26 protein-coding genes are annotated in these 24,221 nt (G+C 34.9%); 4 read left to right on the forward strand and 22 right to left on the reverse strand.

The genetic code is table 11. From position 1 onward, the window contains the following. Positions 1-56 precede the first annotated feature (56 nt). From NLM59_RS08505 to NLM59_RS08520, 4 genes are all read right to left on the reverse strand, one after another. Positions 57-2,333: a patatin-like phospholipase family protein gene (locus NLM59_RS08505; RefSeq protein WP_304417344.1), complete on the reverse strand. Its 2,277-nt coding sequence runs from the start codon at positions 2,331-2,333 to the stop codon at positions 57-59. Between the two features lie 363 nt (positions 2,334-2,696). Continuing rightward, positions 2,697-3,212 carry a hypothetical protein gene (locus NLM59_RS08510; protein WP_304417345.1) on the reverse strand — a complete coding sequence of 172 codons (516 nt, stop codon included), beginning with the start codon at positions 3,210-3,212 and terminating at the stop codon, positions 2,697-2,699. A gap of 99 nt (positions 3,213-3,311) precedes the next feature. Continuing rightward, positions 3,312-4,745 carry an FAD-dependent oxidoreductase gene (locus tag NLM59_RS08515; RefSeq protein ID WP_304417346.1) on the reverse strand — a complete coding sequence of 478 codons (1,434 nt, stop codon included), beginning with the start codon at positions 4,743-4,745 and terminating at the stop codon, positions 3,312-3,314. 1 nt (position 4,746) lies between these two features. Continuing rightward, positions 4,747-5,415, reverse strand: coding sequence for a phosphoglycolate phosphatase (locus NLM59_RS08520; RefSeq protein WP_304417347.1), 669 nt, complete (start codon positions 5,413-5,415; stop codon positions 4,747-4,749). Between the two features lie 184 nt (positions 5,416-5,599). Here NLM59_RS08520 and NLM59_RS08525 point away from each other — a divergent pair, with 184 nt between their 5' ends. Then, positions 5,600-6,289, forward strand: a complete 690-nt coding sequence (locus NLM59_RS08525; RefSeq protein ID WP_304417348.1) for an ankyrin repeat domain-containing protein — start codon at positions 5,600-5,602, stop codon at positions 6,287-6,289. A gap of 143 nt (positions 6,290-6,432) precedes the next feature. Here the strand turns inward: NLM59_RS08525 and NLM59_RS08530 are convergent, their stop codons facing one another. The 18 genes from NLM59_RS08530 to NLM59_RS08615 form a co-directional block, all read right to left on the reverse strand. Beyond that, complete coding sequence (locus NLM59_RS08530; protein WP_304417349.1) at positions 6,433-7,344, reverse strand: DsbA family protein; 912 nt, start codon at positions 7,342-7,344, stop codon at positions 6,433-6,435. Positions 7,345-7,455: 111 nt separating this feature from the next. Next, on the reverse strand, positions 7,456-8,025 hold the full coding sequence (locus NLM59_RS08535) for a YceI family protein (protein ID WP_304417350.1): 570 nt from the start codon (positions 8,023-8,025) through the stop codon (positions 7,456-7,458). Positions 8,026-8,116: 91 nt separating this feature from the next. Then, complete coding sequence (locus NLM59_RS08540; RefSeq protein ID WP_304417351.1) at positions 8,117-9,289, reverse strand: MFS transporter; 1,173 nt, start codon at positions 9,287-9,289, stop codon at positions 8,117-8,119. Positions 9,290-9,320: 31 nt separating this feature from the next. Continuing rightward, the gene (locus tag NLM59_RS08545) at positions 9,321-10,052 is read right to left on the reverse strand and encodes an MgtC/SapB family protein (RefSeq protein ID WP_304417352.1); all 732 of its coding nucleotides are present in this window, start codon (positions 10,050-10,052) and stop codon (positions 9,321-9,323) included. A 73-nt stretch (positions 10,053-10,125) separates the two neighbouring features. Next, on the reverse strand, positions 10,126-11,376 hold the full coding sequence (locus tag NLM59_RS08550; protein WP_304417353.1) for an amidohydrolase family protein: 1,251 nt from the start codon (positions 11,374-11,376) through the stop codon (positions 10,126-10,128). Between the two features lie 196 nt (positions 11,377-11,572). After that, entirely contained in the window at positions 11,573-12,127 is a 555-nt protein-coding gene (locus tag NLM59_RS08555; protein ID WP_304417354.1) for an NADPH-dependent FMN reductase, read from the reverse strand. Between the two features lie 93 nt (positions 12,128-12,220). Continuing rightward, the gene (locus NLM59_RS08560; protein ID WP_304417355.1) at positions 12,221-13,735 is read right to left on the reverse strand and encodes a catalase; all 1,515 of its coding nucleotides are present in this window, start codon (positions 13,733-13,735) and stop codon (positions 12,221-12,223) included. A gap of 159 nt (positions 13,736-13,894) precedes the next feature. Continuing rightward, positions 13,895-14,944, reverse strand: a complete 1,050-nt coding sequence (arsB, locus tag NLM59_RS08565) for an ACR3 family arsenite efflux transporter (RefSeq protein WP_304417356.1) — start codon at positions 14,942-14,944, stop codon at positions 13,895-13,897. A gap of 3 nt (positions 14,945-14,947) precedes the next feature. Then, positions 14,948-15,580 carry a low molecular weight phosphatase family protein gene (locus NLM59_RS08570; RefSeq protein WP_304417357.1) on the reverse strand — a complete coding sequence of 211 codons (633 nt, stop codon included), beginning with the start codon at positions 15,578-15,580 and terminating at the stop codon, positions 14,948-14,950. A gap of 15 nt (positions 15,581-15,595) precedes the next feature. After that, positions 15,596-16,063, reverse strand: coding sequence for a DUF6428 family protein (locus NLM59_RS08575; RefSeq protein WP_304417358.1), 468 nt, complete (start codon positions 16,061-16,063; stop codon positions 15,596-15,598). Positions 16,064-16,079: 16 nt separating this feature from the next. Beyond that, positions 16,080-16,412: an ArsR/SmtB family transcription factor gene (locus tag NLM59_RS08580; RefSeq protein WP_304417359.1), complete on the reverse strand. Its 333-nt coding sequence runs from the start codon at positions 16,410-16,412 to the stop codon at positions 16,080-16,082. A gap of 108 nt (positions 16,413-16,520) precedes the next feature. Next, on the reverse strand, positions 16,521-16,928 hold the full coding sequence (locus NLM59_RS08585) for a VOC family protein (protein WP_304417360.1): 408 nt from the start codon (positions 16,926-16,928) through the stop codon (positions 16,521-16,523). Next, a complete protein-coding gene (locus NLM59_RS08590) occupies positions 16,921-17,418 on the reverse strand; it encodes a DUF4199 domain-containing protein (RefSeq protein WP_304417361.1) in 498 nt (165 codons plus the stop codon). The genes NLM59_RS08585 and NLM59_RS08590 overlap by 8 nt, the downstream gene beginning before the upstream one ends. Continuing rightward, positions 17,411-17,830, reverse strand: a complete 420-nt coding sequence (locus NLM59_RS08595) for a DUF1801 domain-containing protein (protein ID WP_304417362.1) — start codon at positions 17,828-17,830, stop codon at positions 17,411-17,413. Before NLM59_RS08595 ends, NLM59_RS08590 begins: the two co-directional genes overlap by 8 nt. Positions 17,831-17,850: 20 nt before the next feature. Next, positions 17,851-18,222, reverse strand: a complete 372-nt coding sequence (locus NLM59_RS08600) for a VOC family protein (RefSeq protein ID WP_304417363.1) — start codon at positions 18,220-18,222, stop codon at positions 17,851-17,853. An 87-nt stretch (positions 18,223-18,309) separates the two neighbouring features. Further along, positions 18,310-18,576 carry a hypothetical protein gene (locus tag NLM59_RS08605; protein WP_304417364.1) on the reverse strand — a complete coding sequence of 89 codons (267 nt, stop codon included), beginning with the start codon at positions 18,574-18,576 and terminating at the stop codon, positions 18,310-18,312. Between the two features lie 704 nt (positions 18,577-19,280). Further along, positions 19,281-19,667: a DUF6122 family protein gene (locus NLM59_RS08610; RefSeq protein WP_304417365.1), complete on the reverse strand. Its 387-nt coding sequence runs from the start codon at positions 19,665-19,667 to the stop codon at positions 19,281-19,283. A 48-nt stretch (positions 19,668-19,715) separates the two neighbouring features. Beyond that, on the reverse strand, positions 19,716-20,333 hold the full coding sequence (locus tag NLM59_RS08615; protein WP_304417366.1) for a class I SAM-dependent methyltransferase: 618 nt from the start codon (positions 20,331-20,333) through the stop codon (positions 19,716-19,718). A 161-nt stretch (positions 20,334-20,494) separates the two neighbouring features. On the opposite strand from NLM59_RS08615, the gene NLM59_RS08620 reads away from it, so the two are divergent. The 3 genes from NLM59_RS08620 (at position 20,495) to NLM59_RS08630 (ending at position 24,202) form a co-directional block, all read left to right on the forward strand. Then, entirely contained in the window at positions 20,495-21,550 is a 1,056-nt protein-coding gene (locus NLM59_RS08620) for a Fe(3+) ABC transporter substrate-binding protein (RefSeq protein WP_304417367.1), read from the forward strand. Between the two features lie 97 nt (positions 21,551-21,647). Further along, on the forward strand, positions 21,648-23,195 hold the full coding sequence (locus NLM59_RS08625; protein ID WP_369426788.1) for an ABC transporter permease: 1,548 nt from the start codon (positions 21,648-21,650) through the stop codon (positions 23,193-23,195). Between the two features lie 2 nt (positions 23,196-23,197). Further along, entirely contained in the window at positions 23,198-24,202 is a 1,005-nt protein-coding gene (locus NLM59_RS08630) for an ABC transporter ATP-binding protein (RefSeq protein WP_304417368.1), read from the forward strand. The last annotated feature ends 19 nt before the right edge of the window (positions 24,203-24,221 follow it).

Genomic DNA, 24,221 nt, shown 5'->3' on the forward strand with positions numbered 1-24,221 from the left:
AGCGATGTTCTAGATTTTTGAAAGGTATTAAAAATGATTTAAATGAGAGGAATTCTCTATCTATGAAAATGGAATCCAACCCCAAAGTAAACTCTGGTTTTCTCAACACCATTCACCCACGAAAGGTCAAAATTAACTGGTCCTAATATTGAGTTATAGCCAACATTTAAACCAGAAGAGAAAATAAAACTTGGAGTATCTGCATCAGCCCAACGACCTTTAGTGTTTAGAATGTTTGATAAATAATTGCTAAAATCTTTAAATCCTACGGTTGCAAAGTCAGCATGTGGAATGATATAAATTTTAGGACTGATATTATACTGTAAACCAATATTAATTTTAGAAAACTGAGTTACCATTAATTCTGATTCGTTCAAACCAGGAAAAATAAAACTATCGCTGATTGGATTTATTTGATTTCCACCCAATAGATATTTTGCGCCAATGGCATAATCTGAGAAAGAAATATGGTTGGGCTTATTATCATCCATGAAAGTATAATTACCAGAAATTCCAAAAATTCCTGTTGTAGCTGGAGAGAGGCGCACACGTTTCTCGTAATTAGCTCCTAACTTAAAGAATTGACTGGTAGAACCGTCTTGGGTTGGGTTTTCTGGACTCGTATATTGAACAAAGATTTTATTGTAAAAAGATCGACTAGCATTAGCCGTGAAAAAAGCACCTTGTGTCGCATATTGAGCCTCATCTAGTGTATTGTAATAGTAATGTGCACTTAGTTGAACTGACTCATAACGGTATTTTCTTAAGCCATAAACATTATCATTAAAATCGGGATCTACTCTTGGTTTTAATTTAGAGTTCTGGTACTTAACTCCGAATCCAACATAATTTTTCATAGAGTTCAAGTTGCGATTCACTTGATTATCTATATCAAAATAGCGATATCGCACATCATCTACTTCTTCTCCCGAAATAAAGATTTTTTGATTCAATCTTTGTCCCATAAATTGAGATTGCCACCACCAATTTCTATCTCCACCAAAGTTTTTCTGATGTTGGATTTTCATTCGAGGTTGTTCGGCAATGTCTAGGGTAATCATTGATCTTGAAGCTGCACCTAAGATGTTACGTCCGGTATAGTTGGCCAAAATTCCAACACCATGGAAATCGTCATAATGCAAAGCTCCTTTGATTTGGTGTTTAGATCTTTCATATCCAGTTAATTCAATTCCTAATTTGCCATTTTCAAAAGTGGGTCCGAAGACAATCTGATCAAAAATAGTGGTTCCCATAGCTCGATTAATCCCATCAATAATTTCTTGTCGAGAATATTCTTCGTGCGTTCTAATATTAGTTCTTGCTTCTACTAGGGCTCTATTGGTGCTGCTGATGTTTTTATAAATGATGGTATCTAAAACAAAAGTTTCTCTTACGTCGGGAAGTTTAATTTTTCTCTGCTCAAAGTTTTTTAGACGATCGGCTAGTTCAACTAAAGCATCGAGATTTTCTGACACAGCAACTTTGCCATCAATATAAATTTGTTTACTTTTTTGGAAATCAGCTGTAGAACCGCTTAAATGTGGTGTGTGATCCAATAGAATATCACACAATTCGCGGTTTTTTGGGTTTTTTAAATTACTACTCAACATGGCCGCTTGGAATAGAAGAGTAGATATGTTTTCTAATTCATCTTTTCCTTGCATACCATCTCCAACATCACTACCGATAATGATGTCAGCTCCCATATCTTTTGCTACATCAACTGGGAAGTTATTTAACAACCCACCATCAACTAGAAGAGTTTCTTTATATGGAACCGGCGAAAATGCCCCTGGAATCGACATACTTGCGCGCATAGCAAAGGAGAGATCTCCATCTTTTAAGATCAATTCTCGTCCATTCACAATATCCGTTGCTATTGCTCTATAAGGAATTTGTAGTTTATCGAAATCGTTAATCTGATAACTTGGAAACGCTACATCTGAAATAAATTGACGAAGATTTTGGTCGTTGAGAAGAGACTGCCCAATTTTAATATTTCCTTGTTTCCAGCTTAGTTCTACCAAATATTGATTGAATTCTGATTTTTCTTCAACACTCACATTCCTCAAAGAAACCTTACCGCCAATCAATTGATCCCACTTGATGGTTTTAGAAATAGCCGCAATACTATCGCCCGAATAGCCCATAGAATAAAGACCTCCTACGATACTTCCCATACTATTTCCAACCACTAAATCCGGTACAATCCCCAGTGAATCTAACGTTTGCAATAATGGAATGTGAGCCAATCCCTTAGCGCCACCGCCACTCAATACCAGAGCCACTTTTGGCTTTTTCTCTTGAGCTAACCCATGGATAGAAAACCCCATTAATATGAAGACTAATAAATAGCGAAAATTATCTTTAAAAATTGAAGATATGTGCATAATTCGTTTAACTAATTTATGACTCAATAAAAATGAGTTGTAAATACTAATAGTTGACAAAAATACGCATTAAGTTTATTAATAAATGGAGTATTTATCCTTGAATTAAATAATCTTAAACAGAATAGAATCAGCACAGACTATGTATTTAGCACCTATTTTCAATACATTAACATGGACAATGTTTCACGCTTAGGATTGCCTTAATTCATATCGAATTTTTGTTTAAATCTGATATGAAAAGAATTAAACAACTCTTATTAAAGGAGGATGAATTAATAAAATTAAAAACATTTAACTTATTGCTTATTTAATTTTTGTGCGTTTTAGCATATCCGTGCCAAACATATCTTTCATGTCTTGAATCGATTTTTCTTTCTCGTTGCTAAAACTGTATTGAACAAGCCCTATAATAAAAACGAGCATAACGAAAGGAAAGATTAATAAAATGGGATTGGTTTCTTGGTTTAATACGCCTATAAGCCCCATTATAAAAGCAAAGCAAACGAATCCTAAAGCATAAATCAAGAAAAGAACGGTTGAAAACCTAAGTTTCATATCCATTGTGAGCTTAGTATCTTCTGTGTCACCTTGAATTTTACCAATAATTTGAGGCGCAAAAGATTTTTTACCAACAACGATTCGCTGCAACTTGAATTCATCATCTTTAAACGTGCCTTCGAAACGCTTTGTTTCTTTTTCTCTGGTAAAACTTAAAAAGACTTTCTTCTTTGGACGAATATTATTCGCCAAAATATCACGGACTTCTTGAATAGATAAATCCGTCTTCATTTCTATTTTTTCTGAGGGAATAAGTTTCATTCAGAGGCGTGTTAAAGCTTGTCTATTAGCTAATTTAAGCAATTTATAACTAGCAATGTTGATTTCTAAGTTTATACACTGAAAACTTATAAATTTCACTTAATCTTTCTCTATTACCAATCGAGATAAGGCTTCTGGGTAACCACGCATTTTAGCTAAATCTGCAGCTAACACATCGATTTCTTCTTTTCTAATGCTATCTAGTAAAGTGTTGGTATTGAGTTTTTTATCAGAGGATTTTAATAAGCCAACTTCTTGGATTTTCTCAATAATTTGTTCAGCAACACTTAAGGCAGAAGATGCTTTAACGATCTCACTACGAGCATATAATTTACATGGGAAGCTTACTTCGCCAACTCTCAATTCGGGATCATTACCTGGAATTTGTTGTGCTCCAAATAAAGGTGGGCCACCAATTTCAGCGGTTTCAAAACTTGGAACAAATTTGCTTATGTAATTGATAGCGTTGATAGTGCGAGATTCGATTTCTTCGTCGGGCCATCCATTTTTTAGCTTGTCTTTAATGTCTTCATTAAATTCAGGCTGAGCATCCTCTCTTTTCGATTTTACTAAACCGTTTTTGAATAAAGTAATATCGTTGGTCATCCCATGAATTTGATAGTAATCCCCGGAGTAGGGTGTAAGCTGTGCCATTCCATGGGGAGTGCCTCTTTCTCCATGAAAAATTAATTCTGGAATCAAGCCTTCTTGTGGTTGCCATTTTGAAACATAAGCCGCCTTAAACTCAATCAATCTTTCCACATTTAAATCTAGGCTCTCGTCAAATTCACCTGTTTTAAATCCAGAAGAATTAACTAAATAGTTGACTTTATATACTTTGTCACTTGTGTAAATTTCCCAGTTATAGTCTAGATTTTCGTTGCGGACATCCTTAATGTTTTGAATCTCAGTGTTTAATTTTAAATTAGTTTTATCGGATTTCAATAAAGCTAATTGAGCCTGAGCCCCTAATCTGAATAAGTTCCAACCATATTCTTGAACCAAAACTACAGGCATTTTCAGCTTATCCACATCGATTAATTGAATTGCATTACTCATCCACTCATCGGGTGAGTTGGGGCGTTTAAAGCTTGGGTTGTTTTTAAGTTTTTTTAAATCTTCAGAGGTATAAATTTTATAATAATCAGCCGGAGCGCCTAAAATTTCATTCAAAGGATCCTCGTCGATAAGTTCTTGATAATAGCTCACCAACATTTGTAAACGACGTTCAATATCTTCGAGGCTATATTTCTCAGTCTTAGGAACGCTAATGAATGTAGGACGCTCATCTATAGATTGCGGAAATAATCGCGCCATATCTATCGATTGTTTCATCAAGAGCTTGCATTGCTCATCAGAAATTTCTGGATAAAGATTCCCGCCAGCATGCAAATGACAAAATGGAGGGCCATTTACCACACTAGCTTTTTGCTCAAATAAAATATTTTCTATCCCAAGTTCAGCAAGTTGGAGGGCGATAACTACACCCGAAACACCACCACCAATAATTCCTACATCAAAAATTTTATTCATATTAAAATAGACCTTGTAACTCAGCAAAATTATCTACCACAACGCTGGGGTTGTAATCGGCGATGTTTTCGTTGTAATTGTATCCATAACTCACACCAATACTATGCATTTTTGCATTTTGGGCCGCAAGGATATCATTTTTAGAATCTCCTACCATTACACATTTTGCTATTTCTGTATTCATCTCTTTGGCTAGGTGCAAAAGTGGAGCCGCATTAGGTTTTTTCTCTGCTAAAGAATCTTCTCCAATCCATAATTTAAAGAAAGATTTTATTTCTAATTCGTCTAAAATAGGTTCTATAAAATCGAATGGCTTGTTGGTGCAAATGACCATTTGGTAATTTTTTTCTTGAAGATATTTTAAAGTCTCCATAACCCCAGGATACATAAAAGTCTTATCGCAGGTTACTTCTCGATAAGCAGAGAAATAAATATCAAAAGCTTCATTTAAGAAATCCTCCTCAATTTTTTCTTGCTTGGCCTCTTCTAAAGCTCTTCGCACCAAAGGTTTTGCGCCATTTCCCACAAAAGGAGTAACGACATCTATACTTAAAGGCGATAAATCATAATGCGCTAACATTTTGTTGATAGCAATCGTTAAGTCTGGAATACTATTAATAAGCGTTCCGTCAAAATCGAAAATAATAAGTTCTTTGTCTTTAAAATTCACAAGGCTTAATTTGCTGTAAAGATGCGGAAATTCTAAATTCTAGTAAAATAGAATCCTATTATAAGGCTATCAGAGAAGTAAACAGTTTGAAGGTTTAATTATGTTTTTTCAATTTTTAATACCTTATTTTTGCTTATAAATCTTTGTTTTATATCGAAATGGAGATGAATGTTGAATCAAAATCATGAAAATTAATATAATTCTAATTACAGTTCTAATGCTTGGATTAATCTCATTAGAAAGTTGTAATAGCGCGAACGGAAATACGTATATGGAAAATACTCAAAGTCAAAACAGTTTGTTGAAAGCAGTTGCTAATCAAGATGTTCAAGCGACTAAAGAAATTTTAAAATCAAAACCAGATTTGGAAATTAGGGATGATAAAGCTAGAACAGCTTTAATGATTGCTACCTATAATTTTGATAATGAAATTGCTAAACTACTGATTGATGCTGGTGCTGATGTGAATGCTCAAGACGCAATGGAAAATAGTCCGTTTTTATATGCTGGAGCAGAGGGTAATGTGGAACTATTGAAAATGTGCTTGGAAAATGGAGCTGATTTTAATCTTTACAATCGATATGGAGGAACAGCTTTAATCCCTGCAGCTGAAAAAGGACATTTAGAAATAGTGAAAATCCTAACCAAAATAGAAGATTACCCAATCGATCATGTCAATAAATTAGGATGGACTGCATTATTAGAAGCAGTCATTTTGAGTGAGAAAAGTGATGTTCAAACAGCTATTGTCAAAACGCTTGTCGAGGCTGGAGCTGATATTAATATTCCTGATAATGATGGCGTAATTCCCTTACAACATGCTAAAAATAAATCATTAACAGAAGTTGTAGAGATTCTATCACAAGCTAAATAGTTTGTATTTATTTTAATTTCCCTGTGATGAATAAAAAAGGTTCTTAAAGTTCAGAACCAAGTTGATTATAAAAGAAGAGCGATTAAATTATTAATTATCTAATCGCTCTTTTGAGTTTTAAGATTTAATTAAAGCTTTTAAACTTATTTCTTTCTCCAGATAGAGCCATTTTTGGTCGTGAATTTTGATAAACTCCCTTGCTCCGAAAGTTCATTTAACAAAGTCTCACTATCGGCTCTTGGTGTTCCAGATAATTCAGAAAATTCTTTAGCGGTCAAACTTGGATAAATTTTAAATAAATCTTCCCATTTCTTGCTGTATTCGCTTTTAGAGGCATTTGGGTTTAACTTTAAAATCGCCATTTCATAAAATGCATAAGGTCTTGTTCCGTAAACGATTTCTTGGTTACCAGCTTCGTCGACAAAGAACATAGTTGGGAAGCCTCTAACACCTAATTCTTGACCTAACTTTAAATCCTCTTGAAATAAGTCTTTTGCTTTTCCTTCAAAATTAGATTTCAATTGACTTACATCTAGACCAACTTTCTCAGCTGCTTTAGCCATATTCTCCCATTTTGCCAAGTTTTTCTTTTCCAAAAACATCATTTCCCTCATTTCGCGCATAAACAAAATGGCTTTTTGTTGGTCCTGAAGTTGAGCTGCTTTAAAAGCAATGGAAGACGGATAAGAAGAATCCATAGGGTCTTCTAACCAAAGGTCGCCATCAATCGGCATATCATAGTGCAAACTCACTTCGTCCCAATGACTTGCCACATCTGCAGGAGAACTGATGCCTCCGCTATTGTAGCTCCAATCGGGTAATAAACCACCCATTCTGTAGTCGATGTCAATCGCATTGCCATACTCCAATTTTAGCTTGCGCAATTGTGGTTCAATTCCCCAACAAGATGAACAAATAGGATCGGTATAATAAATTACTCGAATAGCTTTTTTATCTGAAGAAACTTTATTTTCAGATGTATGAGTTGCTGTTGTATCAGCTGTTTCGCACATTCCAGTTTCTATATCGCATATCAGCGGATTGTTTTTTGACATAATTTGATTCAATTTTAATGTTAAAAATAAATCAGGTAAGCAATGCCTATCCTGATTTATTTTATTTAAGTTTTAAATTAAAATGCTTGGCGACTGTGCCAAGCATTTCTTTTATTGTTTAGCAAATTGCATGTGAACCACAATATTCACATCCTTACCAACGCCTGCAGCTGACGGATCGAATTTGATATTATAATCAAATCTATTGATCGTTGTTTTAGCTTTTAAACCTAACTTTTCTCCTTTATCACTTTTTACAGTTCCTCCATATTTAACATCAAAAATAACAGGTTTAGTAACATCCTTAATCGTTAAATCACCGTATAATAAGTAATGATCTGGTTTACCTGTAGCTAAGATTTTAGTGCTTTTGAACTTCATTTCTGGATATTTTTCAACCTCAAAAAAGTCTGCACTTCTCAAGTGTTTGTCTCTAGCTTCAACACTGGTGTCAATACTTTTTACTTGCACTGTAAAATCAAATTTAGCATTGTCTAAAGCTTCACCATCTTTCTTCAAATTACCTGTGTAATCTAAAAATTTACCATTTACCAAACTGATTCCAGAGTGTGCAATGTTGAAATTTAAAGATGAATGATATGGATCTACTTTCCATTCTGTTTGTGCGATTGAGCTTACAGTCAAAAAGACTAAAGCAATAAGTGACATAAAATTTCTCATAGTATAAATGTATTTAATGTTAATTTTCTGATTTAAATTTAGTTTTAAATAATTGATTTAGTTCGACTTAATTTAAAGTTAAACTAGACTGTTAATTTAATGCCTTTTTAGCTAATAATGAAATAATTATCCCCGGAATCGAAAGAGCAATGGCAAAATAAACCAAACTCATAGGAGAGTAAATTCCTAAAAGTAGCCCAGCGACCGAGGATGCAATCATAATCGATAAATTAAACACCGATGATTGAACCGATGTAGCCACGTCTTTTGCAGTTTCAACTTGTCGACTTACTGCGGCTTGCAATAATGTTACCAACGGTCCAAAGGAAACTCCCCATAAAAAGAAAGCAAAATGTCCAAATCCTGTCGCACCTCCAAAGAGTAAAAATATGAGCATAGAAATAATAATCAATGCAAACATGGCCACAGTCAATAATCTCAGGTATTGGTCGGTGTATTTAATAGCGATTAAAACAGAAATCATAGATCCAATACCGAAAAATAAGAGTGCGCTTTCTACGCCTCCAGCCAGTTGAATTTCTTCTACCAAACTCGTGATGTAAACATAAACACCATAATGTGCTATCACACCTAGTAAAGTTAAAATTAATATGATGATCACTTCTGGAATCTTCAGCAAGGCAAATGGAGAGGAGCTTTTAGTTAGCTTTTCTCCGGGCGTAGAAGGAAGGGCGAAATAACTAACAGCTGCGATTAATAAAATAAATCCACCCAATCCTATAAATTCATTTCTCCATCCAAATTGATTCCCGATGGAAGTCATAATCGGCATCCCAAGACTAATTCCTAAAGTGGTTCCCGCCATAATTACGGCAATGGCCTTACCATGATGCTGTTCATCTACTAAGCGCATTCCATAAGCGGCAATCATAGGCCACATTACTCCCGCGCAAATTCCTCCTAAAACTCTAAGCGCAATTACAATCGTGTAATCATGCACCAATCCTGAAACAATATTAGAAATAGCAAAACCGCCTAATAATGTTAAAAGTAAATATTTACGATTAAAATGCATGGTCAATGAAATTAATGGAATCGCGAAAATGGCGGATGCAATAGCATAATAACCCACTAAATTTCCGGTTTGGACTTCACTAATTTCTAAATCTTCCATGATTTGAGGTAAAACTCCAGACGGCATTAATTCTGAAAGAATTCCCACAAAAGTTACCGATGACATCAAAATCATCAACAACCAAGGAAATGCACTTTTAATGACATTAGAAGACTTTAAATTACTCATTTTAAGATTTAAGCTTGTTCAACAAAAAAGATTAAAACTCGGTTTCTTGACCGATCACTTTCCAACCAGCACGAGTCACCTCTAGTTTTAAAATTAGGTTGGCAACTAAAGACTCTAATAAATTTTCTTGTTTTCCGATACTCGCAACTTCAATCTGAATCACGATTTCTTTGGAATTAGCTTCAGAAACCTCTCGGTTGATTGAGCGCATCAATAGTTGGTCGTTGCTTTCAATTTGATTCAACAACCAAAACCTAACATTGGCTTCATCTTTTGCGTCACACTGAATAGAAACTTGATAATAAGTTTCTTTAACTTCAGTTTTACGATAAGCCGAAATTTTGGATAATCGAATACTAATAGGTCTCAGAATTAGGTGAGACAATACAACGGCACTCGTCGTTATGATGGCTTCGGTGTAAAATCCCATTCCTGCCAAAGTACCTACAGCTGCCGAACACCAAATAGTAGCAGCCGTATTTAAACCTCTAACGTTGAAACCATCTTTCATGATAACTCCAGCCCCAATGAAACCAATACCGGTTACAATTTGGGCCGTAATTCGAGCAGGATCTCCGCCGGCTAAACTATAGATGTTGAGAGATAAAAGCACAAAAGAAGCTGCACCAATAGAAACTAAAGTATTGGTGCGTAAACCTGCATTTTTCTGTTGCCACTGTCGCTCAAAACCAATGATGCCACCCAACACAAAGGCGGTGAGAATGCGTAAAATATATTCTGAGGTTACTACATATTCATCCATTCAGTAAATGTGAATTTTAATGTTTAAAGTTGCTTCTTTTATTTCAGATTATTAAAATTAAAGCTGATAAAATTTAATCAAGTTTTAATTCTACATCATATTCCACTTCTTTTTTGCGGAACAAGAAATCACCGTTTCTCACTGATGCCAACACGTCTACACGTCTGCGAATCGCTTCATGTACGCTAGATTCGTTGAGTACAATAAAGTTGGCTGGTTTACCGACATCTAGACCATAATTATCTTGAATATTCATACAGCGAGCTCCGTTATACGTAATTAAATCAAAGTTGGTTTCGATTTCTTTTGGCGACATAATTTGGGCTAAGTGCATTCCATTGTCTAGAATATTCATCAAGTTTCCGTTACCCATCGGATACCAAGGATCATTAATAGAATCTTGTGCAAACGCTACATTAATTCCTAGTTCTATAAACTCTTTTACTCGTGTCAAACCACGGCGTTTTGGATAGGTATCTTGGCGACCTTGTAGATAGGCGTTTTCTGTTGGACAAGAAATAAAATTGATTTTACTCTTTTGAAATAAATCCATCATTCTAAACGCATAAGAATTATCTGCTGAACCAAATGAACAAGTGTGACTTGCTGTGGTTCTGCTTCCATAATCCTCCATTAAAACCAATGCATTTAATAATTCAAGAAATCGAGAATGAGTATCATCGGTTTCGTCACAATGAACATCGATGAGCTTGTCATATTTCAATCCAAGATTTACGATATCATGTACCGATTTTTCTCCAAATTCTCTTGCTGGTTCATAATGCGGAATTCCTCCCACCACATCAGCACCCATTTTTAGAGCTTCTTCTACTAAATCAACCCCACCTTTATACGTATACATTCCTTGCTGTGGGAAAGCAACGATTTGAATATCAACGATATGTTTTAGATCTTCCTTCATTTCTAACATCGCCTTCAATGCTGTGAAATTAGGATCGGTAACGTCGATATGAGTTCGAATATGCTGAACACCTTGAGAAACCTCGTCTTTGATGCCTTTCATGGCTAATTTTTTAACGCTTTCTACCGTGAGCGTTTCTTTAAACTTAGGCCACAACTCAATAGCCTCGAATAAAGTCCCAGAACCAGCGCCTTGTTCACCAAGTTCAGACAAAGTATAAACGTAATCTAAATGTAAATGAGGATCAACGTAAGGTGGTAAAACCAATTTTCCGTTTAAATCAATTTCTTCATCAGCATTAGGTAAATTAGTTCCAATTTGCGTGATTTTTCCATTTTCAACCATCATTTCTGTTGCCGAGTCATGACGATAGAATTTTGCATTAAAAAACTTCTTCTTCATATTAGATTTATTTTAGTTTGAATGATTAAAATAATCAATGACTATTGCTAGCTGAGCTAACTCTTTAAGATTAGCAAACAAATCATCGCAATAGTCATTTGAATTCATTCTCTGTGAAATAGAGAATAACATTAGTATAAGCATTTTTTATCAGAATAACTAATAATTATGAGTTATTTAACTATTTATCAGTTGTTTACTCTAAATGCGTGATGACCCATTTCTCGAAAGCAAGCATAAAAGTCTTCAAAAATTCTTTTGTTGAATTATTGGTTAAATTTCCCTGATCATCAAATAAATCAGCTACGCCGCCAATATAAGCTTCGGGTTGTGCCATGGTTGGAACATTTAAGAAGGTTAGAGATTGTCTTAAATGATGATTTGCACCAAATCCACTAATACTACCGGTTGAAACACTTACGATAGCAGCTGGTTTTGCATTCCAACAACTTTTTCCTGGTGGGCGAGAACCTACATCAAGTGCATTCTTTAAAACAGCTGGCACAGAACGATTATATTCAGGAGTAAGAAATAAAAGAGCATCATAATTTTTTACATTCTCTCTTAATTCTACCCATTCTTTGGGCGTGTTTTCCTCTAAATCTTGATTATACATCGGAATTCCAGCAATGTCTAGAAGTTCTGTAGATAAAGATTCCGGAGCAATCTCCATAAGCACTTTTGCTGTTTTGAGGTTGTAAGACTCTTTTCTTAAACTTCCTACGATTACAGCGACTTTGTATTTTTTCATGTGTAATTTTTAATTTTAAAAATAGAAAGCCATAAATAGTCTAATTTGAATTATTTATGGCTTTTCAATATTGATTTATTATCTGATTTTAATTTATCCGTTTGTAGGTTTTGGAGCCCATCTATCATAAGGAGTCATGTCAAAGTTATTTACTTCCTCCATGCTTAAACCTAATGCTTTTGCAACACCTTCACCATACTCTGGGTCGGCCTTGTAGCAGTTTCTAATGTGACGAATCTGAATAAATTTCTCTGCTGCACCCACTTGAGCGGCTGTGTTTTTAAATAAAACATCTGCTTTTCCGTCGGCTTTAATAATGCGGAATAAATCTCCAGGTTGAGTGAAATAATCCTCGTCGTCATCTCTAAAGTTGTGAGCATAAGCGCTACCTTCTAATTCTAAAGGTGGTTCCTTAGCTTCAGGTTGCTCCTGCCATAGTCCATAACTATTTGGATTATAATGTTTAGTTCCACCGTGGTTTCCATCTACACGCATAGTTCCATCTCTGTGATTAGAGTGGTAAGGACAAGTTGGCTTGTTTACAGGAATTTGATAGTGGTTAACACCTAAGCGATAACGTTGAGCGTCACCATAGGAGAACAATCTACCTTGTAGCATTTTGTCTGGAGAGAAACCAATTCCAGGGACAATATTGGTAGGGTTAAATGCGGCTTGTTCTACATCTTGGAAATAATTTTCTGGATTTCGATTTAATTCAAATTCACCCACAGGAATTAAAGGGAAATCTTTTTTAGACCAAACTTTAGTTAAATCAAACGGATGGAATCGGTAAGTTTTAGCTTGCTCTTCGGTCATTACTTGAATATACATTTTCCATTTTGGGAAATCTTTTCTTTCGATAGCTTCAAATAAATCTCTTTGAGAAGACTCTCGGTCCATTCCTACAATTTTCGCCGCTTCTTCATCGGTTAAATTTTCGATTCCTTGTTGGGTAACAAAGTGAAATTTCACCCAATGTCTAACATTATCTTTATTAATTAAACTGTAAGTATGACTTCCGAATCCGTGCATATGACGATAACCTCTTGGGATTCCTCTATCACTCATGATAATGGTTACTTGGTGTAGCGCTTCTGGAAGCAAAGTCCAAAAATCCCAGTTATTGTTAGCATCGCGCATGTTGGTTTTAGGGTCACGCTTAACCGCACGGTTCAGATCTGGGAATTTCATTGGGTCACGGAAAAAGAATACAGGAGTATTATTTCCTACTAAATCCCAAATACCTTCTTCGGTATAGAATTTAAGTGCAAATCCGCGAATATCTCTTTCTGCGTCTGCTGCTCCACGTTCTCCAGCTACCGTAGAGAAGCGGCTAAACATTTCTGTTTTCTTACCAACTTCACTAAAGATTTTGGCTTTGGTATATTGTGTAATGTCGTGTGTAACCGTAAAAGTTCCAAAAGCACCCGAACCTTTAGCGTGCATTCTTCTTTCAGGAATTACCTCTCTATCGAAGTTGGCCATTTTCTCTAGGAACCAAGCATCCTGCATTAAAAGAGGTCCGCGAGGTCCTGCAGTTTGTACGTTTTGGTTGTCACCTACTGGTGCTCCGGTTTGCCTAGTTAATTTTGGTTTTTGTTCGTCCATTTTATTTAAATATTAATGAAATTAAATTTTTTGATAGCTAAAGTTAATTAAATAAAATCGGGATTCAAACCGAAATCCATTAGACTGATTATAAACAAAACGCCCATTTAATTATTAAAATTAAATGGGCGTTTTAAGACTTATTTATTAAAGTATTCTTTAAGAATTACTCGATTTTTTGAAATATTTATCTCTTAACCAAAACGAAACGCTGACCAATCCAATTAAAACTGGAACTTCTACCAATGGGCCGATAACGCCGGCAAAAGCTTGTCCGGAATTTAATCCAAAAACAGCAATAGCAACTGCAATGGCTAATTCGAAATTATTCCCAGCGGCTGTAAAGGCCACCGAAGCCGTTTTATCATAAGGCGCGCCCATGGCTTTGGTGAAGAAAAACCCAATGATGAACATTAAAGTGAAATACAATAACAATGGAATGGCGATGATCACCACATCCATAGGGATTTCAACGATTAATTCTCCTTTTAACGAGAACATAACTACTATGGTAAACAACAAGGCGATGAGCGTCATAGGAGAAATAGCAGGAATGAATTTCTTCATATACCATTCTTCACCTTTTAATTTAACTAAAATAACACGACTCAAGATTCCCATGACAAACGGAATTCCAAGATAAATAGCCACACTTTCGGCGATTGTTGCAATTGAAATGTCTACAATAGCGCCTTCAAATCCAAAATAGGGTGGAAGTACGGTAATGAAAATCCAAGCATAGAAACTATAGGCAAACACTTGAAAAATAGAATTTAACGCTACTAATCCAGCGCCGTATTCACTGCTTCCTTCGGCTAAGTCGTTCCAAACGAGTACCATTGCGATACATCGTGCAAGTCCGATTAGAATTACCCCGACCATATATTCTGGATAGTCTCTCAGGAAAATAATTGCCAAGAAAAACATTAAAACAGGTGCAATAATCCAATTTAGAATTAAGGATATTGATAGAATTTTAGTGTCCTTAAAAACTTTAGGAAGTAAGGCGTAGTTTACTTTGGCCAAAGGCGGGTACATCATTAAAATTAAACCAATCGCAATCGGAATATTGGTGCTTCCGCTATTGAATGAATTGATGATTTCTGGAAAACTCGGGATAAAATAACCTAGACCAATACCGATGGCCATGGCTACGAAAATCCAAATGGTAAGGTTTCTGTCGAGGAAACTCATTTTTTTAGCTGCCATAATTTATTTTTTGATTTGAGAAAATACATAGAACATTTCGGTGGCGATTTGTCCACTTCGTTCTTGGTATTTTTCGGATTGTTGAGGTGTTTGATCAAATACTTTCGGATCTTGATAGGTAACAGGAATTCTAATTTCTGCACCATTTACGATAGGACAACTTTCGTTGGCAGAATCGCAAGTCATAATCGCAGCAAAGCCAGAAGATGGATTGAATACATCGTCTAAATTCTTAGAAAAACCAATGATAGGATGCTCGTTAGGAGCATATTTTATACTATAAATCGGGTTTTCAACTTGAGCGATAGTTTCAATTTCAAAACCTGTATTTTCTAAAGTTTTCACAACCATAGGAAACAGCGCAGTTGTCTCGGTTCCACCTGAATAACAACGAACTTGGTTAAAACCAAAATAGAATGCTAAACATTGCGCCCAAATTTGTGATAAATGACTTCGTCTTGAGTTATGAGTGCAAATGAAATTTAAATTAACAACTTGATTTTGATCAACTTTTGATTGAATGTAATCGATTAAAGTTTGCAGGATTTCCTTTCTTTCTATAGAAATATCCTCAGGATTAAGTTGTTGGATAAATACTTCTAACTTTGGAAATAGCTTATTATCGTGTCCTTTCATTGTTTGTTTTTAGAATTAGCAACATCCGCTACCTGGCGCACAAGAGTTGGCTTTATTTAATTCAGAAAGTTTGATTTTAGGTTTTTGTACTGGCACTCCACATTTGTCTGGAGCTAAACAATCCGTTTGTTTGCTTACTAATAAAAAATTAGTTCCGTCGAAATCTAAAGCATACTTTTCGATGGTGTTACCTTGGTATTCCACCTCAATTTCTGAGTCTCCAAGACCTAAAGTTTTTTCTGAAAGTTCAATAATATCTATCAGTTTCTCTGGATGCAATCTGTGGTCGTAATCATTAGCGTTCCATAGTTGAAAGTTGATGACCTCTTCATTTCTTAAAGTTCCACCACAATCGATGAAGTTTTTACTGATTTTCCCAACTTCAGTAACGTGAAAATGATTAGGAACTAATTCACCATTAGGTAACTGAAAAGCTATGGTTTTTAGTTGTTTTAAAGCTGATTTAACTTCGGATAGTTTCATGAAATATAATTTTAATTTAGCAACATTTGTCGCTTATTTGAATATCTTGATTTAAAAACGAAAGCATGGTGTTTTTCATTTTGCTCCAATTTTCTTTGTCGATGCAATAGCAAACACTAGTTCCCTCAACGGTTCCTTTGATGAGTCCTAATTGTCTAAGCTCTTTCAAGTGTTGGGAAATAGTGGATTGCGCTAAACCAATTTCATCTACCAAATCGCCGCAAACACAAGCATTTATTTTAAACAAATGTTGAAGAATCGACACACGTGCAGGATGGGCAAAGGCTTTAGCGAATAGAGCAATCTGCTTTTGTTCTTCAGAATAATTATCTTTTTTGTTGAGTAACACTATTATATCGTTTAATCGCAAATTTACGATGAATGAAATTAAACTAAGCTATAAAATTTAAATATTTTGCATAAAAAAGGCTGAATTATAATTTCAGCCTTTCAAATGTTATTTAACCAATTCGTCGTCAATCGGTTCCCAAAGTTCAATTTTATTTCCTTCTGGATCTATGATATGAACAAATCTACCATAGTCGTATGTTTGTACTTCACCTAGAATTTCAACGTTATTTTCTTTTAATTTTACTAAAAGAGCATCTAAGTTTTGAACTCGATAATTTATCATAAATTCCTTTTTAGAAGGTTCAAAATATTTCGTGTCACTCTGAAAAGGACTCCATTGAAGATAATTGACTTCATCGGGTTTGTTAATATTTCTAGATGCGAAAGTAGCGCCCCATTGGTCGGTATTAAAACCTAGGTTTTTGCTATACCAATCTTTGATTTCTTGCACATTATCAGAAAAGAAGAAAATGCCACCAATTCCAGTAACTTTTGGCTCTTTTGAATTAGACATGCTTTGTTTTGTTTTTAGTTTGAAGTAAAATCATTGCAACCGCTGTTGTGATAACGCCCATCACAAATGCACCGATGGCGCTTTGTTTTGCATAATTCTCGTAGTTAAAATAGGCTTCAGCTTCAGCCTGCGTTTTGTAATAACCAAGGTCTAAGGTAAAATCAATCATATTTTTAAAGAAATCTGGCGAAATTACATTAGCAATCACCCATTGAGTAAGAGGAGATAAAATGGCGATAAATGTAGATAGAATAACTCCAGAAATTAAACCTTGCATATAGGTCATGCTTCCGTTATAGAAGTTTTTCTTTTTATCCTTTAAGGCTAAAACCATCACTATAATTGCAGGAACAGCGAAAATGTTGGTGAGATATGGATGTAAATCAATGTTTTCGCTATGCAGCCCTGCAATTCTTTCTATGAATATCCAGGCCAAGGTCATCAGGGAAAATATTAGCGCCCATTTAATTTCGATTTTAATCTTAGCCATAAGTAGTCTTTAAAAATTGAATGGTTTCTTTCATTAAAGTTTTTAATTCTTCAATATTAATGTCGGCCAATTTATTTATATAAATACAAGATTTTCCCATTTTGAATTTACCTAGATTTTCGAGTAAATGTTTGTGTTCTTCTGAACCCGAATAAACATAAAGTGAAATAGCCGATTTTCTTGGAGAAAAACCAAGTAGAGGAGCATTGCCTTCGTGGCCACTTGCGTATTTATAGTGATATTCACCAAATCCAATGATGCTTGGTCCCCACATTTTAGGCTCGATACCAGAAACTTCTTTTATGATTTCTATGAGTTCAAGACTATCTTTTATTTTTTGGTCTGTATTGGCAAAAGAATGTATAAAGTCAATGACATTAACCTCAGTGGGTTGTGTTTTGTTTTGGGTCATACTGTAATTTAAATTAAGAATTATCTATGCTGATCGATTAGAATCATATTCCCGTCGGGATCGGTAAGCATAATGCTGCCAGGTCCATTTGAGTTTTCATCTGCTTCGCTGATCAGATTGATTTCATTAGACTTTAATGATTTTTGAATCTCACGAACATCATCAAATTCTTCTAGATTTTGGGCATTTTCATCCCAACCAGGATTAAAAGTAAGAATATTTCCTTCAAACATTCCTTGAAAAAGCCCGATTAAAGCATTTTCATTTTTCATGATTAAGTAATTTTGCTCCATACTTCCACCGAAAGCTTTGAAACCTAATTTCTCGTAAAATTCTTTGGAAGTTTTAAGGTCTTTAACGTTTATACTGATTGAAAATGCGCCTAATTTCATTGCGTTATATATTTTATTGAATGTTTATGAGTTTTGTATGATTCGTATTAAAAACCATAAACTCTATTGCGAATATATAACATTGGATTATTTTTCTTTGGTAATTAATCCATAAACCCATGTTCCTATGAAATAGAAAAACACTAAATAACCTAATAGGAGTAGGGTCCCAAGAATGAATCCAACGGTTCCGAGCCCGTATACGAAGCTAAAGTAGTAAGTGCTAAAACTATCAATGGGATCTAATTTTAAGCTATAGTTACTCGGTTTAGAAATTAAATCTATAATAAGAGAAAACAGAAGACTTCCCACAATGATTCCTACAATTCCTGCAAAAATTCTATTTTTATTCATCACATCAACTTAATTGTAAAGTTTAAACATTAATGTTTGTTTTAAATTATGCTCAGGGCAATTAATTTCACGAAATTTAATTCAGCACTTAAATCGCTCTGTAGCTAATTCTTTTAGTTAAGCATACTAAACATGAATTGAGCCGAAAAGTGATTCAATACATAAATATAAATCTTTCGTATCAATTATTCAACCGAACCTTCTTTTGTAAAAAGAGGTTTAAGCCCTTTATACACTACACTTGCTCCTATTAGAGTGAACAAAACCAATAAGATATAGAGCAGTGCTTTGGATGAAATAAATTCGCTGAGATGTGATTTAATCATTAAGCTAAGTCCAAAACTTATGACAATGGACGCGCTGACGAGTACAATTTGAAGTAGATTTTTCATGCTGAGTTAAGTTTAGATGAAGGAAACACAAGCTTAGGTTCACTTGTAATTTTCCAATTAATTGATTAGTTGCTTACTAATTTAAGAAATTAAACTTTAATAAATCAGAAATCATGAAATATTTAGGTTAAAATACGGATATATTCAAAGTATATATAGCCTTTTCTTAAGGGTATAGCCTTGAATTCTTAAATTGTTTGTGAAGAGTGTATTAGTTTGAAAAGGGTCTTTTGTGTTTAAAGATAGAAAGCTAGAGTTGTCCAGCCAGAGTATTTAAACACATTAATTTTCTTCCATTTTTATTTAAAAATTTTAAATACCCAGAAGATTAGCAACATTTTCAATTAAATTAATAATTGGAGAGTCAGATAAACAAGTTGCACATTTGGCATAGGTCATAAGACAATCCACAAAATCTGTAAACATGTGAAACAACAATCCTATTCCAATAATCTTGAATGGTTTTCTAAGAAATAATAAAATTACATAGACCAACATCGCGTAATAAGTATGCAATAAATGAAAGTTAATGCTGCATCGATTGGCCTGGAAAATAGGGTCGGAGAGGAGATGGTCTAAATCCACTAACATGGTGGCAATCAAAATTAAATAAACCTTTTTCCAATCCTTTCTGAAAAATAAAAAAGCGATAAAAAAAGGAAATCCAAAATGTAGAAAATAGTGGATAAATGACTGCATTTAAAATTTTGGTTTAAGTTGGATTGCTGGAATCATAAAAAACTAAGATTAAGAATCTTTAGGTTTAAAACTACAAAACAAGAAATTTTGAGTAGTGTCAAAAGGCGTGACATGATCCTCTGTTGCACAATTAATTTTAGTGAAATTTGGAGAAAAAACTTCTTCTAATTCCTTTGCATCATATTGTGATATCTCTAGACCGCTGCATTTCTCTGGTCCGTCTTTAGAAAAGGTTCCAATGCATAGAAATCCTTTCACAGCTTTTTCAGCAATCTTCTTGTATGCTTCAATTTGTTCTGGTTCGGTTAAGAAATGAAAAGCAGCTCTATCATGCCAAACATCATAAGTTGTCTGAGGTTCAAATTGGGTAATATCGCTCACAATCCATTCCACCTTGTCAGCTTTATCGCCTAAACGTTTTTTAGCTCTTTCTAAAGCTTTAGCAGAAATATCCAAAACGCTGATATTTTCAAAACCTTCATCTAATAAAAAATCTACCAATTTGCTGTCGCCACCACCTATGTCTACGATTTTGGCGGATTTATCTAGATTGAATCCATGAATAAACTCTAATGATTTAACTGGTTTTTCTTGTGTCCAACTTACTTGGTTTGGGTTTTTGGTTTCGTAAACTTTTTCCCAATGTTGCTTTCGGTCAATATTCATGCTTTTGCTTTAAGGATTAATCTTAGTGGCGGCTAATTTAAGTAAAATGTAGTAACCTTAGCTTTTGACTTACTTAGTCTTAGAAGATTCTTGCTTTTATGACAAATGTTAGTTTATTTATATCTATTCTAAATTGTTATATTTGCACTACGAAAATTGATATGAAGAAATTATTATTAGCTGTAGCTGCCTTCACAATGTTGGTGAGCTGCGATAACAAAAGCAACAAAACAGATAAAGCAGACGGAGCGGAATCATCTGGTCAACAGGTGGTGAATGTTTATACGCACCGTCACTATGAGCCAGATCAAAACATTTTCAAAATGTTTGAAGATGAAACTGGTATCAAAGTAAAAGTAATTAATGCCAGTGCAGACGAGTTAATTCAAAAAATGAAAATGGAAGGGAAGCAATCTCCGGCTGATGTTTTGATTACTGTAGATGCAGGTAGATTGAGCCGTGCTAAAGACGAAGGATTATTACAGAGTATTGATTCAGAAATTTTAGAAAGTAAAGTTCCTGCTCATTTGCAAGATGTAGATAATCAATGGTTTGGCTTAACTAAAAGAGCGCGTGTTATAGCTTATGCTAAAGATCGTGTGAGCCCAGAAGATTTAAGTACTTATGAAGATTTAGTGAATGAAAAGTGGAAAGGGAAAATCTTGGTGAGATCATCTTCTAATATTTACAACCAGTCACTTTTGGCTTCAATTATTGCTAACGATGGCGAAGCAGCAGCAAAAACTTGGGCAGAAGGCATTGTAGCGAATATGGCTCGTGCGCCTAAAGGTTCTGATAGAGATCAAGTAAAGGCTGTGGTTGCCGGAGAAGGTGACATAGCAATTGTGAATTCATACTATATCGGGAAAATGTTGAACTCTCCAGATGCTGAAGAAGTGAAAACTGCTCAACAAATTGGATTGTTTTTCCCAAATCAAGGTGACAGAGGAACTCATATCAACGTGAGTGGAGCTGGAGTTGCTAAGTATGCTCCCAACAAAGCAAATGCAATTAAATTTATTGAATATCTAATTAGCGCAGAAGCTCAACAAGTATTTACTGAAGCCAACTACGAGTATCCAATTTTGGAAAGTGTAGCACCTGTAAAAGATATTGCTGATTGGGGTGAATTCAGCGAAGATCAATTAGGATTAAACAAATTAGGAGAATTTAATAAAAAAGCGGTTTTAATTTTTGATGAAGCAGGCTGGAAATAAGAACGAAGTATTCTCTTTAAAAACTAGGCTCAAAAGGCTAAAGAGAGATCTAAACAAGTGGTCAGTATTTACGCTGGCCATTGTTTGTTTCTTGGCCTTGCCTATTATTTTTATTGGAATAGAGCTATTCTCGGGTCCTGGCGAGTCGTGGAATCACATTGTAGACCACCTTTTGCCGGATTATATCGGGAATTCCTTCTATCTTATTTTTATTTGCAGTATTCTCGTTTTATTATTTGGGGTTTCGTCGGCGTGGTTTGTTTCACGCTATGATTTTCTGTTTAGAAAACAAATGGAATGGCTGCTGATTCTGCCATTGGCGATACCGTCTTATATTGTTGGTTATGCTTACGCCGGAGTCTTTGACTATGGTGGAAGCATGGATTTGCTCTTTAGAGAAATCGGGTTAAACTTTGTCCGAATTGATATCATGAACAGATCTGGGTTGGCTTTTGTTCTGAGTATTTCGCTTTTCCCTTATGTGTATGTAAGTGCAAGAGCATTCTTCTTAAATCAAGCCAATAACCTTTTGGAAGCCTCTAAAATGTTAGGCGTTGGCGAGATGAAAACCTTTTTTAAGTTAATGCTTCCTTTGGCTAGACCTGCTATTGTGGCTGGTTTAGTTTTAGTTTTAATGGAGGTGTTGAACGATTATGGCGCGGCAAAATATTATGGCGTAAATACCTTTACTACAGGTATTTTTAGATCTTGGTTTTCACTAGAAGAACCTCAAACTGCGGTTTATTTATCGGCCTTATTGATTATCATAATCTTTGCTTTAATTTTAATTGAAAAATGGCAAGTAAGGAAGATTAAGTTTACTTCAGCTAAAACCAATAGTACGCAGATTCAAAGAAAAGAACCTAAAGGGGCGATGCATTTATTGATTTTCACCTTGGTTTTTATACCGATTTTATTAGGTTTTGTAATTCCATTGGCTCAACTAATTTATTGGGCATTTATCACAGCATCTAGGGTTTTCGACATGGAATTTATTATGATTTCGCTACAGAGTTTTGCGATTGCCATTGGATCTTCTTTAATCACTGTATTCTTTGCACTTATTTTAATTTATTTCTCTAAGTGGAGTACTTTAGCTAGTATTAAAAACATTTCTAGAGTAGGTGTTTTAGGTTACGCAATTCCAGGAGCGGTAATAGCCATTGGGATTATGATTCCAACTTTAGCTTTAGATAAATGGTTGATTGGCGTGTTGAGTAATTTTGGAATTGATACTGGGTTGATTATCAATGGAACTCTGATTGCTTTGTTATATGCTTATGCAGTAAGATTCTTAGCAGTTGCTTATAATCCAATAGATTCCACAAGTTTAAAAGTAGATAGTTCAATTCCAGATTCATCTAAAGTTTTAGGGGCAGGAAATATTAAAACTTTCTTCAAAATCGAATTCCCTTTAATCAAAACAGGAGTGTTTAGTGCTGTGATTTTGGTTTTCATCGATGTAATGAAAGAATTACCGCTAACATTGATTTTAAAACCTTATCATATAGACACCTTGGCGGTTAAGGCATTTGAATATGCCAGCGACGAAATGGTCATGGAAGCGGCAATCCCGTCACTTTTCATTATCTTTACAGCCATGATACCTGTGATATTATTAAATAAATTACTGATCAAAAAATAAACATGCTACAAATTACCTCTCTTTCTAAAAGCTTCGACAAAGGCAAAACATTTGCGCTAGAAGATGTCTCTTTCAACTTGAAAGCAGGACAGGTCTGTGCGATTGTGGGAGAGAGCGGAAGTGGTAAAACTACTTTGGTTAGGCTTATTGCGGGACTCGAAAGACCAGATCATGGGAGTATTGCCATGAATGGAAAAACCATTGCTTCTTTAGATAAATTCGTTCAGCCTGAAAAGAGGAAAATTGGTTTAGTTTTCCAGGAATACGCTTTGTTTCCACACCTTACTATTTTAGATAATGTGTTATACGGAATTTCAAAGGGTAAAAACAAAAAGAAGAGAGCCCAAGAAATGCTTGATTTAGTTGGTCTAAGCGAAATGGGAAAGCGTTATCCACATCAACTTTCTGGTGGACAACAACAACGTGTAGCTTTAGCTAGAGCGTTGGCTCCACAGCCTTCCTTATTAATCTTAGATGAGCCATTCAGTAATTTAGATACTTTATTGAGAACTCAATTGAGAAATGAGGTTTTTGATATTATTAAAAAGACTGAAGTCACAGTTTTATTTGTTACGCACGATACGCAAGATGCTCTTTCTGTAGCGGATGAGATTCTTATTCTGCAAAAAGGAAAAGTGGTTCAAAAAGATGTGGCGGCAAATTTATATGTGAAACCAAATACGCTCTATGTAGCATCATTATTTGGTAGCACGGTACATATCAACCAGAATTTACAAACGGCATTTAAATGTCCTTTAAAGGAAACTTGTTGCCATGCGATTCGAAATGATAAAATTAAAGTGAGTCCTTCTTCTCACGAAACTGATTGTGAGTATATCACCACGGCTAAGGTGATTAAGAAGATCGAGTTAGGTGATTCGGTTCAGTTATTATTAAAGTTGGAATCTGGCGAGCAATTAACGGTTATGACCAAAGATAAAAACATTGCAGACACCATTACAGTTGGATTCAACTCTACCGATATTCTTGAGTTTGAACAAGAGTAATATTTAAGTTTAAAAATCC

Origin of the sequence: Profundicola chukchiensis, from assembly GCF_029664245.1 — a bacterium.
Lineage (GTDB): Bacteria > Bacteroidota > Bacteroidia > Flavobacteriales > Weeksellaceae > Profundicola > Profundicola chukchiensis.